Raw genomic sequence first — 17,806 nt, 5'->3', positions numbered from 1 at the left:
CGGTGCTGGCGGATCCGGCCCGATCGGCGGCGGAAAAGCAGACCGCTTTGGAAGCCTGGGTCCGGGAATATCTGGCCCTGACCACCTACGAGATTTCCTGCCCGGCGCTCCGGGATCCGACCCTGGCTCCAGCCGGAAAAACCGGGGTGATTGTCAGCACCTTAATGGATTACCGGCTGGTCAAAGCCATCGCTGAAGCAGGCTGGTATCCGGCCTTTAAAGCGTTGTGCGAAGAGCAGATGATGGTGGTGCTGGAGAACAGCATTTTCCCCGGCTTGACCGAACAGGTTGAACAGCGCTTCAGTTCCACCCCCTTGACGATTGAGCGGCTCACTGGAAATTCTGACGGAGCCATTACCGGCTGGGCCTTTCGCGACGAGGCGACCGCCGGAAAACTACCGGCGGTCAACCAGTTTCGAAAAATTGCCAAAACCATTGAAACCCCGCTACTCCATATTTATCAGGCCGGGCAATGGACCTTCAGTCCCTCAGGACTGCCGGTCTCGATCCTGACCGGTAAGCTGGCGGCGGATGGGGTGATCAAGCGGCTCGCAAAACAGGGTCGTGCAGATCAGTCCGGTGATGATTCGGGGGGCCGACGATGATCATCGTCGGGACCATGATGGTGCTGGGGCTGGCGGCCAGTTGGATACTTTTTTATCGTTTTCCCGGTCTGGAGCGAGGTGATCCCCGAGACCGGGGCAACCAAACACCGCGGCTGTCGATTATCATCCCGGCCCGGAACGAAGAACAAAACCTGGCTTTGCTGCTGGGGGATTTAAGAAACCAGACGCATGATATTCACGAAATTATCTGTGTTGATGACGGCTCCACCGATCAAACAGCCCGCATCGCCAACGCAGCTGAGGCCCGGCTGATTACCTCAGCTCCGCGACCAGCCGGCTGGCTGGGCAAGTCCTGGGCCTGCCAGCAGGGCGGGGAAGCGGCCACCGGGACGCTGCTGTTATTTCTGGACGCCGATGTACGGCTGAGTCCGACCGGGATCGGCAAGCTGTTAATGGCCCATCAAAATAATGGTCGGGTGATCTCGGTGATGCCCTATCATCAGATTGAGAACAAAACCGAGGCCTTGTCGCTGTTTTTTAATTGCATCCAGATGGGGGCCAATGGTCTGGGCTTGCCGGTGGGGCGTGCTCAAAAAAAACAAGAGCAAAAAACTCAAAAACAAAAAATTCATAAAAGCAGGCATCCCTATCAGATCGGTCTCTATGGCCCCGTGATCTTAATCAGCCGGGCCGATTATCAGGCCGTGGGCGGACATACCGCCATTAAAGACAGCATCGTCGATGATATTGCCCTGGGTGAAAAACTCCGTGAAAAAGAAATTCCCTTTGCTTTGTTTATGGGGGATCACGACGTGTCTTATCGGATGTACCGCGGCGGGCTACGGGAGCTGATCCAGGGCTGGACCAAAAATCAGGCCGCCGGGGTGGCGAAAACGCCGTTGTTTGTGATTGTCCTGGTTTTTTTCTGGATCACCGCAGTGGCCTCGGCACCGTTTTATCTGGTTCTTAATCTGGTTGGGCAGCAGTGGCTCGAGGCCGGGATAATGGCCGCCTGCTATGGCATCTGGGTGCTGGAACTGAACCGCATCGCCCGGAATATCGGCAGCTTCTCAGTGATCAGCATCGTCTTTTATCCGCCGCTGCTGCTTTTTTATCTGCTGATTTTTTTACGGTCATTGGCAAAAAAAATACTGGGTCGCCCGGTTATCTGGAAAGACCGGGAAATTAGACTGGATAAATAAGTAGAGAGGAGCAGCGCATGCAAATTATTTTTCTGCCTCAGGTGTTGACCATTCTGCTGTGTTTTATTGTCTGGCCGTTGCTGATGGTTGGTGCGGCCCTGATCTGCACCCGCTTGCCGGATCGTTTTTTTGACTACGCCGCCTGGTTTTACCGGGCCCATCGTTGGGAAAGAGATGGCGAGATCCATCAAAAGTGGTTCCGGGTGCGGCGTTGGAAAAAATACCTGCCCGATGGCGGTTCGCTGGTCAAGGGCGGTTTTGAAAAGAAAAAGCTGGTCAGTTTTGAAAAAGATAATCTCGACAAATACCTGTTGGAATCCTGCCGGGCCGAAATGATTCACTGGCTGGCGATTCTGCCCTTTTGGATCTTCGGCTTTTTTACGCCACCGATCGTGATTCTTTATATGCTGATCTATGCCCTGGCCATCAACATGCCCTGTATCATTGCCCAGCGCTATAACCGGCCGCGGATTGTGCGGATTGTGGCGCGGCGGAAGTAATAAGAGGTTTAGCTTCATTACTTTCAACATTCAAAATTAGAGTTGACAGATAAACCAGAAACAGATACGATGAAAGATAAAAAACTGAGGATAATAAAAGTATGAATAGTAATCGAAAATTGCTATATAAAGTTGTACAATTGGTCTGTGTCGTTATTTTAGGGATCGTGCTGTTTAATATTTTCCAGCTAGTGGACATTATCCAGGGAACCGGACGGGTGATCAACTATACCGGGATTATCCGTGGCGGCACCCAGCGACTGGTCAAGCTGGAAACCAACGGCATCCCCAAGGATGATCTGATGCTATATCTGGACGGAATTCTCAATGAGCTCCAGACCGGGCAAGGACAGTACGATCTGGACAAACTGGCCGACATTCCCTATCTTGAAAAGCTCTCAGAATTGGATGATTATTGGGATGATTTGCAAGCCGAAATTCTGATCTATCGCGGCGATCCCGGCAACCATGGGCAAGTCATCCAGATGAGTGAGAGCTATTTCAATATGGCCAACGACGTGGTCGGAACAGCAGAATTCTATCTGGAACAGAAAACAAAAATTCTCACCACTCTGGAATTGGTGATGGTCATCCTATTGGGGCTGTTAATTGTGATTGCGCTGCAGCAGGCGATGACAGAAATCCAGCTGCTCAGAAAAAATAAAGAGCTGGCGACCGCCGCTTATTATGATAAACCAACCGGGCTGCCCGGGCGACTCAGTTGTGAAGAGCAGATCTGGACCCCCATGGATCGAAATGAAGGTCCTTATTGTATGGTGATGTTTGATCTCAACAACCTGAAATGTATCAATGACAGCTACGGTCATAGTGCCGGAGATGTTCTGATTAAGGCTTTTGCGGATATCTTAAATCATTTGACCAATGAAAACGTGTTTGTTGGCCGTTATGGTGGGGATGAATTTATTATGATTGTCAAAAAGCATACTGAGGAACAAATCGAGCAGCTGTTAAAGGAGATCGAGCTGGCGACGATCCGGTATAATCATAAGTCAGACCAACTGAAAATCCAATATGCAGCTGGATATGAATATGGAGGCGACTCCCTCCCACAGATGCTGGAAAAAGCCGATGAAAAAATGTATCTCAATAAAACCGCAGTAAAAGCTGACAATAATGATCTTTAAGTCAGTTCATTTTTAAAAGTGTGACCTAAGTCACCGTTTTGAAGTAATGGTTAACAGGATTGACGTTGATGTGGGTGCAGATTACTAACTATTCAAAGACGATGGATTTACTCATAGCTGGAAGTCTGGTTTATCTTTGCACAAACATCAGCAGTTGTATGAGATAGACGCAAGGAAAAGTTGGAAATATCGACGTTTCAATTGTGTGGCGAACCATCGAAAAAGATTTGCCAAAACTGAAAGAATTTTGCGAACAAACGATTGAATATCAGGAAATTATTAATTAGGAAGCGCAACTAGTTGTAGATGAGGCATTCGATTTAGGGGAAGAACAAGAGCAACGATGATAGAGGAGTATTTCTGAATTTGATCTAGCGAAAAGAAGGCTACAGCCCCTTAGCTGTAGCTTTTTGTAGTTAAACAATTTGTTTGAATTCGTTCCCTAAATATTCCAGTCTTAACAATTTAGTACATTTTTTTATGTTTTCCTATAATTTAGATCGAAAATTGATCCAGTATCAAAAGCTAAAGCATTCATTAGCTGGATAGCATTGGCAACGTCCCGATTCCTGCACCTGAATGATGAAGTTTTAGGTGCTGTTGCCATGGGGACCGGTTCGGATCTGCCCTAGAAATTGAGCGAACAAGGTTCGGTAACTGAAATCTGGTTGTGAAACAACAGTTAGTTAGTTATTTCATTCAATAAATAGGTGTTGGTATTTAACAGCTTAGGATACTTTGTAAATAAATCATCGACTAAACGATTTGAAGTTTCGATTAATTTGTGTATTTCAGATTCAGTGTAAATCAAATGCAAGGCAAATAAAAATGTTCTGACAATATAATCAAAGGATTCACCGTAGGTTATATCTAAACCATCATTAATTTTCCATTGAAGTGATCTTTGAACGCCAAATATACAGCCGATTGCTAATTTGAATTTTTTTTCAAAGCTATAACCATTATCGGGCATTGCGGTGACTAAAGGAATAAATACTTCTTGTTGGTTCCCTTCATAGATTGACTGTTCCAACAAGTCTTCTTTCATTACTCCAGTTATAAATCGGGCCATTTTGGGATCATTCTCACGTAATCGTAAATTCATATTTGTAAACGTTAATATAAATAAAAGCGGGTTTTCTTTAGGATCGACTATATATTTTAAATAGGTGGACAGAATTTGATAATCTTCTTTTAAAACTTGAATACCAATATTTCGTTTGCTTCCAAAATAATAAAGGATTAAAGACTGGCTCACACCGGCTTCTTTTGCCAGTTCACGACTTCCAACTTCATAACCTTTCTCAATAAACAGTCTTTTAGCAGTTTCATAGATTAGTTGCTTTGTCTTTTTTTTCAATGTTCTATCTCCTAATGCATCAGTTTAAATAATTTAATCACAAATAGTTGAAAATTTCAACACAAATTAAAATAACTGATCGCGATCAATAAATGTATTGACTTTCGATTTCAAAGGTGTTATTCTTTTCTCATACTAAATACTGATCGCGAACAGTTAATTTTGGAGGTAACATGAAAGAATCTTTTTTATCAGAACAAACCGTCGAAATCAATTCTCTATTTGAAGATGTATTCGATGGTAAAACACCAAAGCGGGTCCCGATTTTAACAAATATTGACAACGCTTTCTGCCTGGAATATGTCGGATTTGATTTAAAAAAAGAACAATATAGTATCGAAAAAACATTACAGGCAATTGAAAAAACAACCTGTGATTTTAATGGAGATACCGTCTTAGGAATCACCCTTCGGCTGCCACAACTTTACAGCATCCTGAAAGCAAGAAATTTTAAAATGGGAGCAGATGGATTCTTGCAGCATCCAGAAGTGCGGGGAATGGAAGTAGAAGATTATGATGCTCTTATTGCTGATCCGTATAAAGCCTTATGGGATACAATTTTACCACGAATTTATGAAGGTCTGAATGAGCCGTCATTTTTGGGCAGTAAAACCCTCGCTTTTGCGTTTTTCACGTTCATTTCATCAATGGGTCAACTGGAAAATGGCTATACAGAAATCGCATCAAAATATGGTCGAAGTACTTACACTATGGCTTCTGCCGCTTCAGCTGAACCGTTGGATATGCTTTCTGACCAGTTACGATCTTTTTCTGAAATCAGCAAAGATATCCGGCGTTATCCTGACAAGGTTGTTGCTGCCTGTGAAGCGTTGCTGCCGATTTGTCTCAAAGCAGGTATCACTCCGAAATCAAATCGTTATAACCGAACCTTTGTCCCCTTGCATATGGCCCCCTATATGCGTGAAAAAGACTTTTTAAAATTTTATCTGCCGACATTTTCCGCATACATTCAGGGAATGGCCGATGCCGGTGTTGGAGCAAATTTATTTGTCGAGCAGGATTGGATGCGCTATCTTGATTATCTGAACGAATTACCAAAAGGCACACTGATGGTCTTTGAATATGGTGATGCGAAGACAATTAAAGAAAAAGTTGGCGATCGACACGTTGTGAGTGGTCTTTATCCGATCGGCTTATTAAAATCCGGATCCGAAGAGCAATGTATCGATAAAGCGAAAGAACTCGTTGATATCTTTGCTCCAGGAGGTGGTTATATTTTTAGTTTCGATAAGGCAATATTGAGATTAAATGATGTCAATGCTGATAATTTAAAAGCTGTATTCAATTTTGTTCATGAATATGGACAATACAAATAGGAGGAAAGACATGGAAGTCAAATCAGAATATTATACAAATTTGGTAAATACATTGGAAAAATATGATATCCCAGAAGAAGCAGTTTTATTTGCAGGTGAAAGCCTTCAAACATTGGAGGAAATGCTCTTTGGTTTTACGATCTATTTAATTTCTTAATATAGAGCTGACGATGATTGATAAGTACAAGGGATAAAATAGATCAATTTTGTCCCTTGATACAACAATTGATTTTAACATTAAAAGGAAATTTCTCTAAATATCGACATGAATGAAATTCAGCAATACTGTCTTCTTACATTAAATATCAGTTAAAAATGAAATGGAGAAAAAATGAAAAAATACATGTGGACTTGGGCCATTTGCATGGCCGCTTTAGCAGCTATTTACGGCTTGATTTACTCATTTACCCCACTCAATACAATCGTACCTGGTGGCTATTTATGGATTTCTTTAGGAGCTCTGGCAGTGTACTTTTGTGAAGGTGCTGAAATCAAACTGTTACCAAATTATACTGCCAGCACTGTAGCTGGTTTAGTTTGGGGCTTTCTAGGTATAACGGCAGTAGGACTGATGATCGGATTAGGTTTAAGCCCAACACTATCAACATGCGTTGTACTGTTTTTTGTAACGCTGATGGTTGTTGGTTTTCATATCATTTTGCTTGAAAAGTCATGGTTTAACAAAGCGCCCATGGTATTTGCAACCTTGGCTTTTGTCTTTTCTCAGGGAGGTCAAAATATACTATACATTGCTTTTTCAGTGATGGGAGGATTTTTACTTGGTATCGCAATATCAACAACAGGAGCATTTTTGAATAAGAAAATGTTGTCATAAACTAATTAATTTATTTTTAGCGTAGACTGAAGTTTTGTTCTGATTGAAAATAGCATTAATAAATAACAAATCGCAAAGAAACAACAAAACAAAAACGGTTTAAATGAACAATTACTGTCAAAAATAGAAAGGATAATAAAAATGTTAGATTTGAAAGTATTAACACTGGCACTGGGAGATTTGGAAGAAGATCAGGTTATGGACCTACTGAGAGAATTCACAGCTACCAACCCATCCGAAGGGGATGCATTGGAAGCGGTTGCGGCCTGTCAGGGCGGAATGGCTATTGTTGGGGAGTTGTTTGAACAAGGCGAGTACTTTGTCGGTGATTTGATTTTTGCTGGGGAACTTTTAACCGAAGCCATTGGCGTCTTAAAACCAGCGCTGGGCGGCGGCGCTTCAGCAGTGATTGGCACCATCTTACTGGGAACCGTTCACGGCGATTTACATGATATCGGGAAAAATATCTTCCGCAGCATGTCCGAAGCAGCCGGTTTTGAAGTGGTGGATATCGGGATTGATGTGGCCATCGAAGAATTTGTTGCCAAAGCACAGGAAATTAAACCGCAGATCATAGGCATGAGTGGCGTCTTAACTCTGGCCATTGACTCTATGAAAGAAACTGTCGATGCCCTAAAGGCAGCTGGCGTGGATGCTAAAATTATTATCGGCGGCAATCCGGTTACCAAAGATGCCTGTGCATATGTGGGTGCGGATGCCTTCACTACAAATGCGGCTGAAGGCGTAAAAATTTCTCAAGACTGGATCTAGGAGATATTTATGATTATTATTGGAGAGAAAATTAACGGCACCATCCCAGTCGTCAAAGAAGCCATCGAAAAACGGGATGCGGCATTTATTGCCGACCGGGCGGTCAAGCAGACCGAAGCTGGGGCCAGTTTTATCGACGTCTGTGCCAGCACCGCTCCGGAGTACGAGGTTGAAACCCTAAAATGGCTGATGGCAGTGGTTCAGGATGCCACCGATACCCCGCTATGCATCGACAGTCCCAATCCCAGGGTGATTGAAGCGGTATTTAAATATGCCAACAAGCCGGGGATGCTCAATTCCATTTCCGAAGAAGGGGATAAATGCGAAATCCTGCTGCCGTTAATGGAAGGCAATACCTGGGAAGTGGTGGGACTCACCTGCGACAACAACGGGATTGCCAGTGATTTAGAGACGAAGCTGGTAATTACCAGCAGTATGGTGGAAAAAGCGGCTAAGTATAATGTCACTCCTGACCGAATTCACATCGATCCCTGTGTTATGGCTTTGTCCACTGAAAATAACTCGTTGCTTAATTTCGCTACCGAAATCAAAGCAATAAAGGAACTCTACCCGACCATCCATGTGACTGGTGCCATCAGTAATATTTCCTTTGGTCTGCCGGTACGGGCATTGCTGAACAAGACATGCATGGCTTTTGCCATCCAGGCCGGGATGGATTCTGCCGTCATGGATCCGTTGAATCGGGATATGATGGGTACCATCTTTGCGACCTATGCGCTAATGGGGGAAGATAAACATTGTCGTAAATACAGTAAGGCTTATCGGGCTGGGCAGATCGGGACGTTAATTAAGTAAATAACTCTTTTGGTGAAAATTTAAGTGCCACACTCTTAGCAATGGAAGTGATTTTCCCTTGCTAAGAGTGTTTTTTTGTCTTGAATTCGAAGTGCGTGCCAAAAAAGTCATAACACTGATTGAAAAAAACAGATTCTTTCGGTATACTAAAAGGCATCTAACAGTGTTAACGAGACTTTCACGAATGGAAAGGCAGGCGCGATGGAGCTGCAATATTATTTTGCCGATGATTTTTCGGCGTTTGAAGATTATTTCGCCGAGATCAAAAGTGCGGTCCGGCGCTATCATAAAAATGAGCCGGTCAACGGCTTCGGCGAACCGATGGATGAGATGTACTACATCATCAGCGGGACCATGTCCGGGTCTTTTATTCATGAATCCGGGAATGTCAAAACCTCGTCATTTTACGGCAAGGGTTATCTGGCGCCGCTGTATTTTCCCGGCGAGATTGAAATGATGCAATCCTTTGCTTTTACCGCGGTGACTGATCTGGAAGTCTATGTTTTTAACCGGGTTGGCTTTGAGCGGTATGTCAACACCAATCCGGCCCTGAACATCGCCATGTATCGGGCCTATATTAAACTGGTTTCCCTGAATGGTCAGGAATTGGCCAACCAGTTGTTTTCCACCGGGATGGAAAAGATCTGCAATTTCTTTTACATCTATTTAAAAAACACCAATGATCATGATAGCCGGATTCCCTTTTCGCAGCAGGCGATTGCCGAATTTGTGGGGCTGAACCGGGCCAATGTGGCCAAATATCTCAAGGTATTACGCGAAGAAAAGGTCATCGATACCCAGCGAAATCATATAATGGTGATAAACATGGAAAAACTGCGGGAGTTTTGCTCAGAAAACATTTAAACTTTCTTAAAATAAATAATATTTACAAAAATAAGCGTCCTAATGTCTTTTACGAGACAGAAGGACGCTTTTTAATTTGTTATCATGTCGGTAACGATGTAAACCTTTAACGGTCGATCGTGGAACCTGGTAGCAAAATTACTTTTGTTCAAAATCTAACTAATATAATGGAGGAAAAAAATGAGTGATGTTTTAGCTTTACAACAGCAACGGGGAAAACTGTACAGTGATTATTATTCCAACACGATTCCTGAGCGGATGCCGATCGGGCTGACCCTGCCCCAGCATCTGGTGGCCGAGTATGGTGGTCAGAATCTGTTTGACTTTCAGTTCAATTATGCAATGCTGGCCGATCCGGCCCGGGAGTTGTGTGCTAAAATCTATTCCGATAGCTGTCTGGTGGCACCGGCCAATTTTCTGCTATCGCGGACCCCGTCGATGTATCAGCTCTATGGCTCCCAGTCTTTTGTGATGGGCAATGGCGGCTTTGTCCAGCATCCTGAGGTGGTCGGGATGATGGATGACGAGTATCCGCAATTGATTGAGAAACCCTTTGATTTTCTGGTCGAAACTGTCATCCCGCGGCAGCATAAAAACCTTGATCCGCAAAATCCGATTAAGATGGCCACAGCCATCCAGATGGGCAAGCTGGCGCTGCAGAATGACGAAATGGCTTTTCTGCCGACCTTTTTCGAGCTGATCCAGACTCATGGTTATTATCCCGGTAGTCCCTTGGGTTCCTTTAATTTTACCGAAGCCCCGCTGGATTTTATTGCCGATCAGTTGCGCAGCTTTTCCGGCATCAGCATGGATGTCCGTCGTCACAAAACCCAGCTCCAGGAAGCCGCCGCGGCGGTAATGCCACTGCTCTATCATTGGGGTCTGCCGGGGAATATCGATCCCCAGGGATCGGTCTTTATTCCATTGCATATGCCGACCTTTATGCGGGAAAAGGATTTTGTCGAGATCTATCTGCCTTCCTATAAAACGATGCTGCAACAGTTTGCCGCGGTGGGCGCCCGTCCCAATATGTTCTGTGAACACGATTGGAGCCGCTATCTGGATATCCTGCTGTCAGAAATTCCGGCTGGTTGTCAGCTGGCTTTTGAATATGGCGATCCGCAGACCATCAAAGATAAGCTGGGTAAAAAATTCCTGCTGACCGGCTTATTCCCCAGTGCCTCACTGAAGACCGATACGCCGGCCCAGATTGTCGACCGCGCTAAGGCTTTCCTGGATATTATGCTCCCCGGCGGTGGTTATCTGTTTGGCTTTGACAAAAATCCACTGACCCTGAAGGAAGTGAATCTGGAAACCCTGGCCGCCTTAACTGAGTATATCCGCGACCATGCCGCTTACGAAAACCCCGGCGCCGCTTTTGGCACGCCGCTGAACAGTGAAGGCTTTGTCTATGATGAGCGCCTAGTGCCCAAGCCCAAGTCTCAATATTTGTTTGACTGGGAAACATTCAAACAAAGCTATCCGCTGACCCCGGATTTTGCTAGGGCCAATTTTGAGCGGTTCAGCCATGAAACCTTTGATTTTTACATGAACCTGTTAATTTAAGACACAACAAGAAGGAGCAATTATGATTATAATCGGAGAAAAAATTAATGGCAGCATTCCGTCGGTTAAGGAGGCGATTGAGAAGCGTGATGCGGCTTTCATTGCCGACCGGGCGGTTAAACAGGCGGCGGCGGGGGCGGATTTTATTGATGTCTGCGCCAGTACCGCTCCGGAGCTGGAAATTGAAACCTTGAAATGGCTGATCGAAGTGGTTCAGGAAGCGGTAGAAACGCCGTTATGTATCGATAGTCCCAATCCCCGGGCGATTGAGGCGGTGTTTCAATACGCCAATAAACCAGGGCTGCTTAACTCGATCTCAGAAGAAGGGGACAAGTGCGCGGTGCTGTTACCGCTACTGGCTGGCAACAGCTGGGAGGTGGTGGGGTTGACCTGTGACAACAACGGGATTCCCTGTGACCTGGAAACCAAGCTCAAAATCACGGGGAGCATGGTCGAAAAAGCGGACAAATTTGGTATCACCCCGGATCGGATCCATATTGATCCCTGTGTGATGGCGCTGTCGACGGAAAACAATTCGCTGCTGAATCTGGAGGCAGAGATCCGGGCGATCAAGGCCCTCTATCCGACCATCCATGTGACCGGTGCCATCAGTAATATCTCCTTTGGTTTGCCGCTGCGGCCGTTGCTCAACAAAACCGCCATGGCCTTTGCCATTGCCGCGGGAATGGACTCGGCGGTCCTGGACCCACTGAACCGGGACATGATGGGTAGCATCTTTGCCACCTATGCCCTGTTGGGTCAGGATAAGCATTGCCGCAAGTACAGTAAGGCCTACCGGGCTGGGGTGATTGGGCCGGCGGCGAAATAGCGTTAGTTTAGCAAGTTAATGGCGCAAGACCGCAGGTACAGCCGCCATTTACAAAAGAAGATCCCGTTGCGTTGATGGCCATTTTGAACCGATCTGTCTAGCCCAGCTGTGCCTGGTTGCGGCCGGCCTTCTTGGCGGCGTACATGGCATCATCGGCTCGGGCGATCAGGTTTTTGATGGTGCCGCAACCCTGATAAACGGCTACGCCCAGACTGGCGGTGATATGGGTCGGATTGGTGAATTCGTGTTTGGCAATCTTCAAGCGGATTTTTTCGGCAAAAAACAAGGCCCCGGCGGCATCGGTATCCGGTAGAATAAAAAAGAACTCTTCGCCGCCCCAGCGGCCAACCCGATCCGTTTGGCGGATGTTATCAAGCAGAACCGTCGACAGTTCGTTAAGCAGAAGATCTCCGGCCTGATGGCCAAAATGATCATTGACCCACTTAAAATGATCCACATCAAGAAAGATGACCGCAAAGGGCTGATCACAGCGATTGGCCCGTCTGTATTCATACTCCAGGAGATCCTCGATCCGGGAACGGTTATACAGCTGGGTCAGTTTGTCGGTTTGGGAAATCCGGATGATTTCCTCTCGGAGCCGCACCTGCTCGGTGATATCCCGGGACACCCCCAGCAGCTCTTTGAGCTGACCGCTTTCATCATAAACACCAGTGAGGACTGTATCGGTCCAAAAAATCCGGCCATCTTTGGTATACTGCATCTGTTCGTAACGAACCGAGTCAAAGCGCTCACCTTTAGCCAGCATCTGTTTAATCAGGGCAAGGGTTTTATCCATGACCTTGAGTGTCTCTGGTAAAAAATAGCCGATTTCACGGTAATGATTGAGGACCTCGTCGACCGTGTAGCCGGTCTTTCGCTCCACCGAGGGGCTGACATAGGTAAATTTTCCCTCAAGGCTGACGGTGGTGATAATGTCACTGGCGTTTTCAATCAGCAGGCGATGGCGTTCTTCACTTTCCTGGAGCTGTTTTTTTATGGCGATCAGTTCAGCCAGATCGCATCCGCCCTGGTTATTGGGCTTGTTGACTTCACGGAAAAATACCTGGATTTGCTCAAGCTTGTTGATCAGTTCAAGAAAATCCGGGTTGTTCGCGTAACTGTTCGGCAGGGGTATTTTCTGATCGTCCAGGAGGGCATTAAGATAAGCAATCAGCGCAGGGCTATCATCTATTGACATAGTCGTCTCCTTAATCATCGGGCATTGATGGAATAAATACGAATAAGATGGGGTTTTGTCATTAAGATTATACCCAATTGCGGGTCGATCATGCGATAAATTGGCCTTATTTTGAGTTGTAAAATGTTTGGAATCGGGTGATATAGCATGTAAGCAGGCAGAAACGCGAAAGGCTCTCAGCCAGGGAATCACGGCCAATATGAAACATTACCTTGTCAAGACCGGGCGGATTAAAGCGCGGGATCAGCCGATGCTTGTTTAAAAACCCCCATCAGCAAGGCGATAAAAATCATCCAGGGGATCAGCGACGCAAGCGAAAAGATCATCCCGATCAGACCCGCCGATGAAGGGACGATCATCAGGATGCCGGAAGCCAGACCCCAGTACCCAATCGATTTTTTAAAACGTGGGCTGCGAAGAAACGTAGCCGCAAAAAGCAACAGACCGATGGCGTTAAGAACGTAGTAAGTATTAAACGCCGTGCCGGTATAGCCGGCCATCACCGCTTCACCGGCGGCCAGATAAAGCGGCTGGTCCGGGGGCAGCGTCTGGGCATAAAGATTACTCAGGGTCAGCATTTCAAAGGCCGGGTTGGAAGGATAGTAACAGGCAATCCCGATCAGACCGAGGACGATGGCCACCAGCACCGGCACCGGTTTTTCCCGGAACAGCAGCGCTGCGATGGCCAGATAGATGATCACCAGAATGGCATTGTTGAAGAGGTAAATAAAATCCAGGCTCAGCAGACCTAAAAAGGGCTGCTGCTGAAAAAGAGCAAAATATCCGGTGACCGTATCCGGCGGCGGAGCGATCACAAAGACCACAATTTGCAGCGGGATCAGCAACAGCATCACCAGGGTTAAAATCCGGGCCAGGGCGAACAACGGTCGAAAGTTGAGTTCAAAATCAGGGTTCATCAGGCACACCTCACTAATCAGATTAATCTGGTTTCATTTTAACAGGTTCTGAAGAGGATCGCACCAAAAAAATAACTCAGATGAGCAAGTGGCGTTGGTTAAGTACCCGGGTTTTAAGTTTGGCGGCAGTCTTTCCTGGAATAAAAAGATCGTATCAATGATCAACGTCCGATGTTTGTTCGTCAATAGCATAATAACCGCGATTCGGTCGGCATGATCGGGTCTTAACGGAGCATCCCAAAGGCCTGATAGCTGGGAATTTCCCGGCTGCCGATTTTGCGGGCCAGCTCCATAAAACCCTGCATTCCGGCGGTGATCTGTTTATGTTTGTGATAGACCAGATTAAAATTCCGGTGCCAGCTGTTTTCCGGGTGCCGGATCACGTAGACGCTGCCGTTGTTCAGCTCCGCTTCCACCAGTCGGATGGAAATGGCGGCCAGGGCGTTATTTTTTTGCACAATGGTTTTGATGATTTCCGGCGCGGTGACCTCCCAGCCAATCTTTACATGAAAGCCCCGGTTCCGGGCAAAAGATTCAAATAATTCCCGGGTGCCGCTGCCATCCTCGCGCATCACGAAGGTTTCGTTTTCCAGCTCCCGGGCGTCGATAAAAGTTCGTCCCGCAAACGGATGGTGAGGGCTACAGATGATCACCAGATAATCCGGGATCACCGGTTCAACCACCAGATCGGGATGCTGGACCGCGCCCTCCACCAGGGCGATATCCAGTTGAGACTGGAGCAGCCGCGCTTTGATAATTTTGGTATTATTGACAAAGTTATAGGGATCGACGGTGGGATGAGCGACTTGAAAATCGGCCATCAAGCCGGGGATGATACAGGCCCCCACGGTGATGGTGGAGCCCACTTTCAGTACCTCCCGGGCGCGCATATGCTGCATGTTTTCTTGCAGGGTATCAAACTGGCGGATCACCATCCGGGCCTGGCTGCACATCAGTTTCCCGGCTTCGGTAATATAGATGCCTTTGCCCAGGCGTTCAAAAAGCTGGCAGCCATAGTGATTTTCCAGTTCTTTAATCACCTGGCTTACTGCCGGCTGAGTGATATACAGCTTTTTCGCCGCCCCGGACATGGAGCCGGATTCAGCCACGGCAATCATAATTTTAAGATGTCGAATATCCATAGAACCTCCACGTAGATTTGAAACATAAGTAAAACTTATTGATAATATAAAATATTATCATTTTAATTATTGAAAAACAAGTGCTATACTAAAAACACATGGACATGAAATATTAAGAAAGTTAACGATAGGACCTATTTAAGAGAAAAATAGATGGCAACACTGACAATCAGCAACGAAGAAGAAAAAAGAGTTAAGGCCCTGGGGTTTTTAAGCAATAAGGGAACCGATGCGTTTTCGGGCCGGGTGATTACCCGAAACGGAGTAATTAGCGCTGAGCAAATGCGGTGTATGGTAGAGGCCGCCGAAAAATATGGCAATGGCACCTTGACCCTGACCACCCGGTTAACCGTCGAATGTCAGGGAATCCCCTTTGAACAGATTGACCATTTCCGAAACCATCTGGCGAAAGTGGGACTGGAAACCGGGGGTACCGGAGCCAAAGTCCGTCCGATCACCGCCTGTAAAGGCAGTACCTGTCAATATGGGTTGATCGACACCTTTGGGTTGTCCCGGGAAATCCATGAGCGTTTTTATGTCGGGCACAGGGATCTGGCTCTGCCCCATAAATTTAAAATCGCCGTCGGTGGTTGCCCCAACAACTGCATGAAGCCGGATCTCAACGATCTCGGGATCATCGGTCAGTGGGTCCCGGTGGTCAACCCCGAAGCCTGCAAGCATTGCAAAAACTGTGGTGTGATAAAGGCCTGTGGGGTGGCAGCGGCCCGGTTGGATAGCGGGGTGATTGCGATCGACCGGGACATTTGCCGAAATTGCGGCCTCTGTATTGGCAAATGTCCGTTTGAAGCGGTCAGCGGTGGAGCAAGCGGCTATCAGATTGTGATTGGCGGCCGCTGGGGCAAGCAGGTGGCCATCGGTCAACCACTACGTCGGATTTTTACCGATCCGGAAGAGGTTTTGAAGCTGGTCGAGAAAATCATCTTCTTTTATCAGCAGCAGGGGCTGCCCCGGGAGCGTTTTGCCCAGACCATCGCCCGGTTGGGATTTAAAACGGTGGAAGCGATGTTGTTGGGGGATTAAGACGCGGTGTTGGCAAGTTTTTAATAATTGATCAGCAATGCCTGGTAGTTGACTGTTGGCTCAGCAAAAAAAGACATTATAAAATCTTCAAAAGAAAGCAAAAAAGATCTGGAATTTTATTCAGGTCTTTTTTGTTTGTCAGCGATGACTGAATCATCCAATTTTACCTTAAATCGATGTCGGGATTTTACTATTTGACGAAATGGCAGGATGATGTCTCGGAAAATAAGCGGGAATTTTCATAAAATGATGTGATTTCGTCCATATCTTCATCGTTTTCATTCGGATATAATGCAGATATTACAAAAACGAAGGAGCTGATACGATAACACATTATAAACGATGCAAAAGAAATGGGAACAGGAGGCGAAAGCTTTGAAAATATTGATACTGGGTGGTTTTCTGGGATCCGGCAAAACATCGGTGCTGCTACAGCTGGCCCAATATCTGGTGCAGCAATCCTCCGGCAATCAAAAGAGTCGGGTGGCGATCATTGAAAATGAAATCGGCCAGATCGGCATTGACGACAAGTTGCTGCGGGGCAATGGCTATACGGTCCGGGACATTTTCTCGGGATGCGTCTGCTGCAGTCTTAACAGTGATTTGCTGTCAGGTGTGCAGGAAATAAAACGTGAAGTTGATCCGGAATGGTTGATCATCGAAGCGACCGGAGTGGCCTTTCCCGATAAGATCGCCGAATCACTGTTTACTAACCTGGGGATTGCCGCCCAGATTGTCACCCTTGTTGACGCCAGTCGCTGGCAGCGGATTCGGATGCCGCTGGCAAATCTGATTGAAGGACAGCTAAATGATGCCCACCTGATTCTGATTAATAAAACTGATCTGGTGGAGGAAACCGTATTGCGGGAGGTTGAAGCTGACCTCTGGGAACTGAATTCAGATGCGGCAATCTATCTGATCAGTGGAATTAAACCCATTGATGAACGGCTGCTTAAGGTGATCCAGAATGGCTGACTACAAGATCAAAATCAGAAATAGTGAGCAATTGAGCAAACGCAAAAGCTATCAGATTGTGACCACTTTGCATGAAGGAGCGGTGGCCATGGCCGGGGAAACAGTGTTTCAGGAGAAATCTTTTAGGGCCCTAAATACCGTCATCCAGGAAGAATTTGCGGCAATCAATCAATGGATTGCCGCGCGCGGTGGGATTGTTGGTCATCTCAAAAGCTTTCTTGCAACAACGGGACAGACCGCGATGATCTCGACAACCGGTGATCAGGTAAGTTGTCGCCTGCAGCCAGCCGCCGCAGACGGCAGCAATGGGGTTTTAGTCAGTATTGCGCTGATCGTTTTTGCTATTCCCCCGAATGATTTGGAAGCGCGGCTGATTGATCTTTTTGAGCAACTGGAATGCGCCCAGAAAAAAGGAGAAAGCCATGACCGATAAAAACCAGCCAGTCGAAAGTCGGATCTATAGCGATGAACACGGCAACCATTTTAAAATGGATGTGTTGAAGCATTTCAGCTGTGGTGACAAGCAGTATGTATTGGCCAGGGAGCAGCGACTCCATCACCTTCATGGCGAAAGCTGTAATTGCCATGACCACCATCACCACCCGGCCGAAACCGCCAGCGAAGACCTTTATGTTTTTGAATGGGGTGATGGACCTGAGGGTCCCGCCCTGCTGGCGGTCAGCGAGGCAACCCTTAAGGCATTGGAGCCCTTTCTGGCCGGGCAGGAAAATTAAAAATAATG

20 protein-coding genes are annotated in these 17,806 nt (G+C 46.5%); 16 read left to right on the top strand and 4 right to left on the bottom strand.

Annotated elements, in window-relative coordinates; genetic code table 11:
* Positions 1 to 2: 2 nt before the first annotated feature.
* The 4 genes from A3KS_RS23900 to A3KS_RS0104620 all read left to right on the top strand — a co-directional run bounded on the left by A3KS_RS23900 (position 3) and on the right by A3KS_RS0104620 (position 3,413).
* Positions 3 to 605: a phytoene desaturase family protein gene (locus tag A3KS_RS23900; protein WP_051355654.1), complete on the top strand. Its 603-nt coding sequence runs from the start codon at positions 3 to 5 to the stop codon at positions 603 to 605.
* A complete protein-coding gene (locus A3KS_RS0104630; RefSeq protein ID WP_026393929.1) occupies positions 602 to 1,768 on the top strand; it encodes a glycosyltransferase in 1,167 nt (388 codons plus the stop codon). The genes A3KS_RS23900 and A3KS_RS0104630 overlap by 4 nt, the downstream gene beginning before the upstream one ends.
* 17 nt (positions 1,769 to 1,785) lie before the next feature.
* The gene (locus A3KS_RS0104625) at positions 1,786 to 2,268 is read left to right on the top strand and encodes a glycosyl-4,4'-diaponeurosporenoate acyltransferase CrtO family protein (RefSeq protein WP_026393928.1); all 483 of its coding nucleotides are present in this window, start codon (positions 1,786 to 1,788) and stop codon (positions 2,266 to 2,268) included.
* A gap of 101 nt (positions 2,269 to 2,369) precedes the next feature.
* On the top strand, positions 2,370 to 3,413 hold the full coding sequence (locus tag A3KS_RS0104620) for a GGDEF domain-containing protein (RefSeq protein WP_026393927.1): 1,044 nt from the start codon (positions 2,370 to 2,372) through the stop codon (positions 3,411 to 3,413).
* Positions 3,414 to 4,095: 682 nt separating this feature from the next.
* Here the strand turns inward: A3KS_RS0104620 and A3KS_RS0104610 are convergent.
* Positions 4,096 to 4,773, bottom strand: a complete 678-nt coding sequence (locus A3KS_RS0104610) for a TetR/AcrR family transcriptional regulator (protein WP_026393926.1) — start codon at positions 4,771 to 4,773, stop codon at positions 4,096 to 4,098.
* Between the two features lie 173 nt (positions 4,774 to 4,946).
* On the opposite strand from A3KS_RS0104610, the gene A3KS_RS0104605 reads away from it, so the two are divergent.
* From A3KS_RS0104605 to A3KS_RS0104570, 8 genes are all read left to right on the top strand, one after another.
* Entirely contained in the window at positions 4,947 to 6,110 is a 1,164-nt protein-coding gene (locus A3KS_RS0104605; RefSeq protein ID WP_035355258.1) for a uroporphyrinogen decarboxylase family protein, read from the top strand.
* Positions 6,111 to 6,120: 10 nt separating this feature from the next.
* On the top strand, positions 6,121 to 6,267 hold the full coding sequence (locus A3KS_RS23720; protein ID WP_169727692.1) for a hypothetical protein: 147 nt from the start codon (positions 6,121 to 6,123) through the stop codon (positions 6,265 to 6,267).
* A gap of 174 nt (positions 6,268 to 6,441) precedes the next feature.
* Positions 6,442 to 6,945 carry a DUF1097 family protein gene (locus tag A3KS_RS0104595; protein WP_026393924.1) on the top strand — a complete coding sequence of 168 codons (504 nt, stop codon included), beginning with the start codon at positions 6,442 to 6,444 and terminating at the stop codon, positions 6,943 to 6,945.
* A 141-nt stretch (positions 6,946 to 7,086) separates the two neighbouring features.
* Positions 7,087 to 7,716, top strand: coding sequence for a cobalamin B12-binding domain-containing protein (locus A3KS_RS0104590; protein WP_026393923.1), 630 nt, complete (start codon positions 7,087 to 7,089; stop codon positions 7,714 to 7,716).
* Between the two features lie 9 nt (positions 7,717 to 7,725).
* Complete coding sequence (locus A3KS_RS0104585; protein WP_026393922.1) at positions 7,726 to 8,532, top strand: methyltetrahydrofolate cobalamin methyltransferase; 807 nt, start codon at positions 7,726 to 7,728, stop codon at positions 8,530 to 8,532.
* 201 nt (positions 8,533 to 8,733) lie between these two features.
* The gene (locus A3KS_RS0104580) at positions 8,734 to 9,396 is read left to right on the top strand and encodes a Crp/Fnr family transcriptional regulator (protein ID WP_026393921.1); all 663 of its coding nucleotides are present in this window, start codon (positions 8,734 to 8,736) and stop codon (positions 9,394 to 9,396) included.
* A gap of 180 nt (positions 9,397 to 9,576) precedes the next feature.
* Entirely contained in the window at positions 9,577 to 10,962 is a 1,386-nt protein-coding gene (locus A3KS_RS0104575) for a uroporphyrinogen decarboxylase/cobalamine-independent methonine synthase family protein (protein WP_026393920.1), read from the top strand.
* Between the two features lie 22 nt (positions 10,963 to 10,984).
* The gene (locus A3KS_RS0104570) at positions 10,985 to 11,791 is read left to right on the top strand and encodes a methyltetrahydrofolate cobalamin methyltransferase (RefSeq protein ID WP_026393919.1); all 807 of its coding nucleotides are present in this window, start codon (positions 10,985 to 10,987) and stop codon (positions 11,789 to 11,791) included.
* 97 nt (positions 11,792 to 11,888) lie between these two features.
* Here A3KS_RS0104570 and A3KS_RS20025 read toward each other — a convergent pair whose 3' ends face one another.
* The 3 genes from A3KS_RS20025 to A3KS_RS20015 all read right to left on the bottom strand — a co-directional run bounded on the left by A3KS_RS20025 (position 11,889) and on the right by A3KS_RS20015 (position 15,048).
* The gene (locus A3KS_RS20025) at positions 11,889 to 12,989 is read right to left on the bottom strand and encodes a sensor domain-containing diguanylate cyclase (protein ID WP_051355653.1); all 1,101 of its coding nucleotides are present in this window, start codon (positions 12,987 to 12,989) and stop codon (positions 11,889 to 11,891) included.
* 230 nt (positions 12,990 to 13,219) lie between these two features.
* Entirely contained in the window at positions 13,220 to 13,906 is a 687-nt protein-coding gene (locus A3KS_RS20020) for a DUF4386 family protein (protein WP_051355652.1), read from the bottom strand.
* 224 nt (positions 13,907 to 14,130) lie between these two features.
* Positions 14,131 to 15,048 carry a LysR family transcriptional regulator gene (locus A3KS_RS20015; RefSeq protein ID WP_035355253.1) on the bottom strand — a complete coding sequence of 306 codons (918 nt, stop codon included), beginning with the start codon at positions 15,046 to 15,048 and terminating at the stop codon, positions 14,131 to 14,133.
* A 153-nt stretch (positions 15,049 to 15,201) separates the two neighbouring features.
* On the opposite strand from A3KS_RS20015, the gene A3KS_RS20010 reads away from it, so the two are divergent.
* From A3KS_RS20010 to A3KS_RS0104535, 4 genes are all read left to right on the top strand, one after another.
* On the top strand, positions 15,202 to 16,089 hold the full coding sequence (locus A3KS_RS20010) for a 4Fe-4S binding protein (RefSeq protein WP_035355292.1): 888 nt from the start codon (positions 15,202 to 15,204) through the stop codon (positions 16,087 to 16,089).
* Positions 16,090 to 16,464: 375 nt separating this feature from the next.
* Positions 16,465 to 17,064 carry a CobW family GTP-binding protein gene (locus tag A3KS_RS0104545; protein ID WP_026393918.1) on the top strand — a complete coding sequence of 200 codons (600 nt, stop codon included), beginning with the start codon at positions 16,465 to 16,467 and terminating at the stop codon, positions 17,062 to 17,064.
* The gene (locus A3KS_RS20005; protein ID WP_051355651.1) at positions 17,057 to 17,497 is read left to right on the top strand and encodes a hypothetical protein; all 441 of its coding nucleotides are present in this window, start codon (positions 17,057 to 17,059) and stop codon (positions 17,495 to 17,497) included. Before A3KS_RS0104545 ends, A3KS_RS20005 begins: the two co-directional genes overlap by 8 nt.
* Positions 17,487 to 17,798 carry a hypothetical protein gene (locus tag A3KS_RS0104535; protein WP_026393917.1) on the top strand — a complete coding sequence of 104 codons (312 nt, stop codon included), beginning with the start codon at positions 17,487 to 17,489 and terminating at the stop codon, positions 17,796 to 17,798. Before A3KS_RS20005 ends, A3KS_RS0104535 begins: the two co-directional genes overlap by 11 nt.
* Positions 17,799 to 17,806: the final 8 nt, after the last annotated feature.

The organism is Acetobacterium malicum subsp. dehalogenans DSM 11527 (genome assembly GCF_000472665.1).
GTDB classification, from domain to species: domain Bacteria; phylum Bacillota; class Clostridia; order Eubacteriales; family Eubacteriaceae; genus Acetobacterium; species Acetobacterium malicum.
The sequence above is the reverse complement of the archived record's forward strand: the minus strand, read 5'-3'. Positions and strand labels throughout refer to the sequence as shown.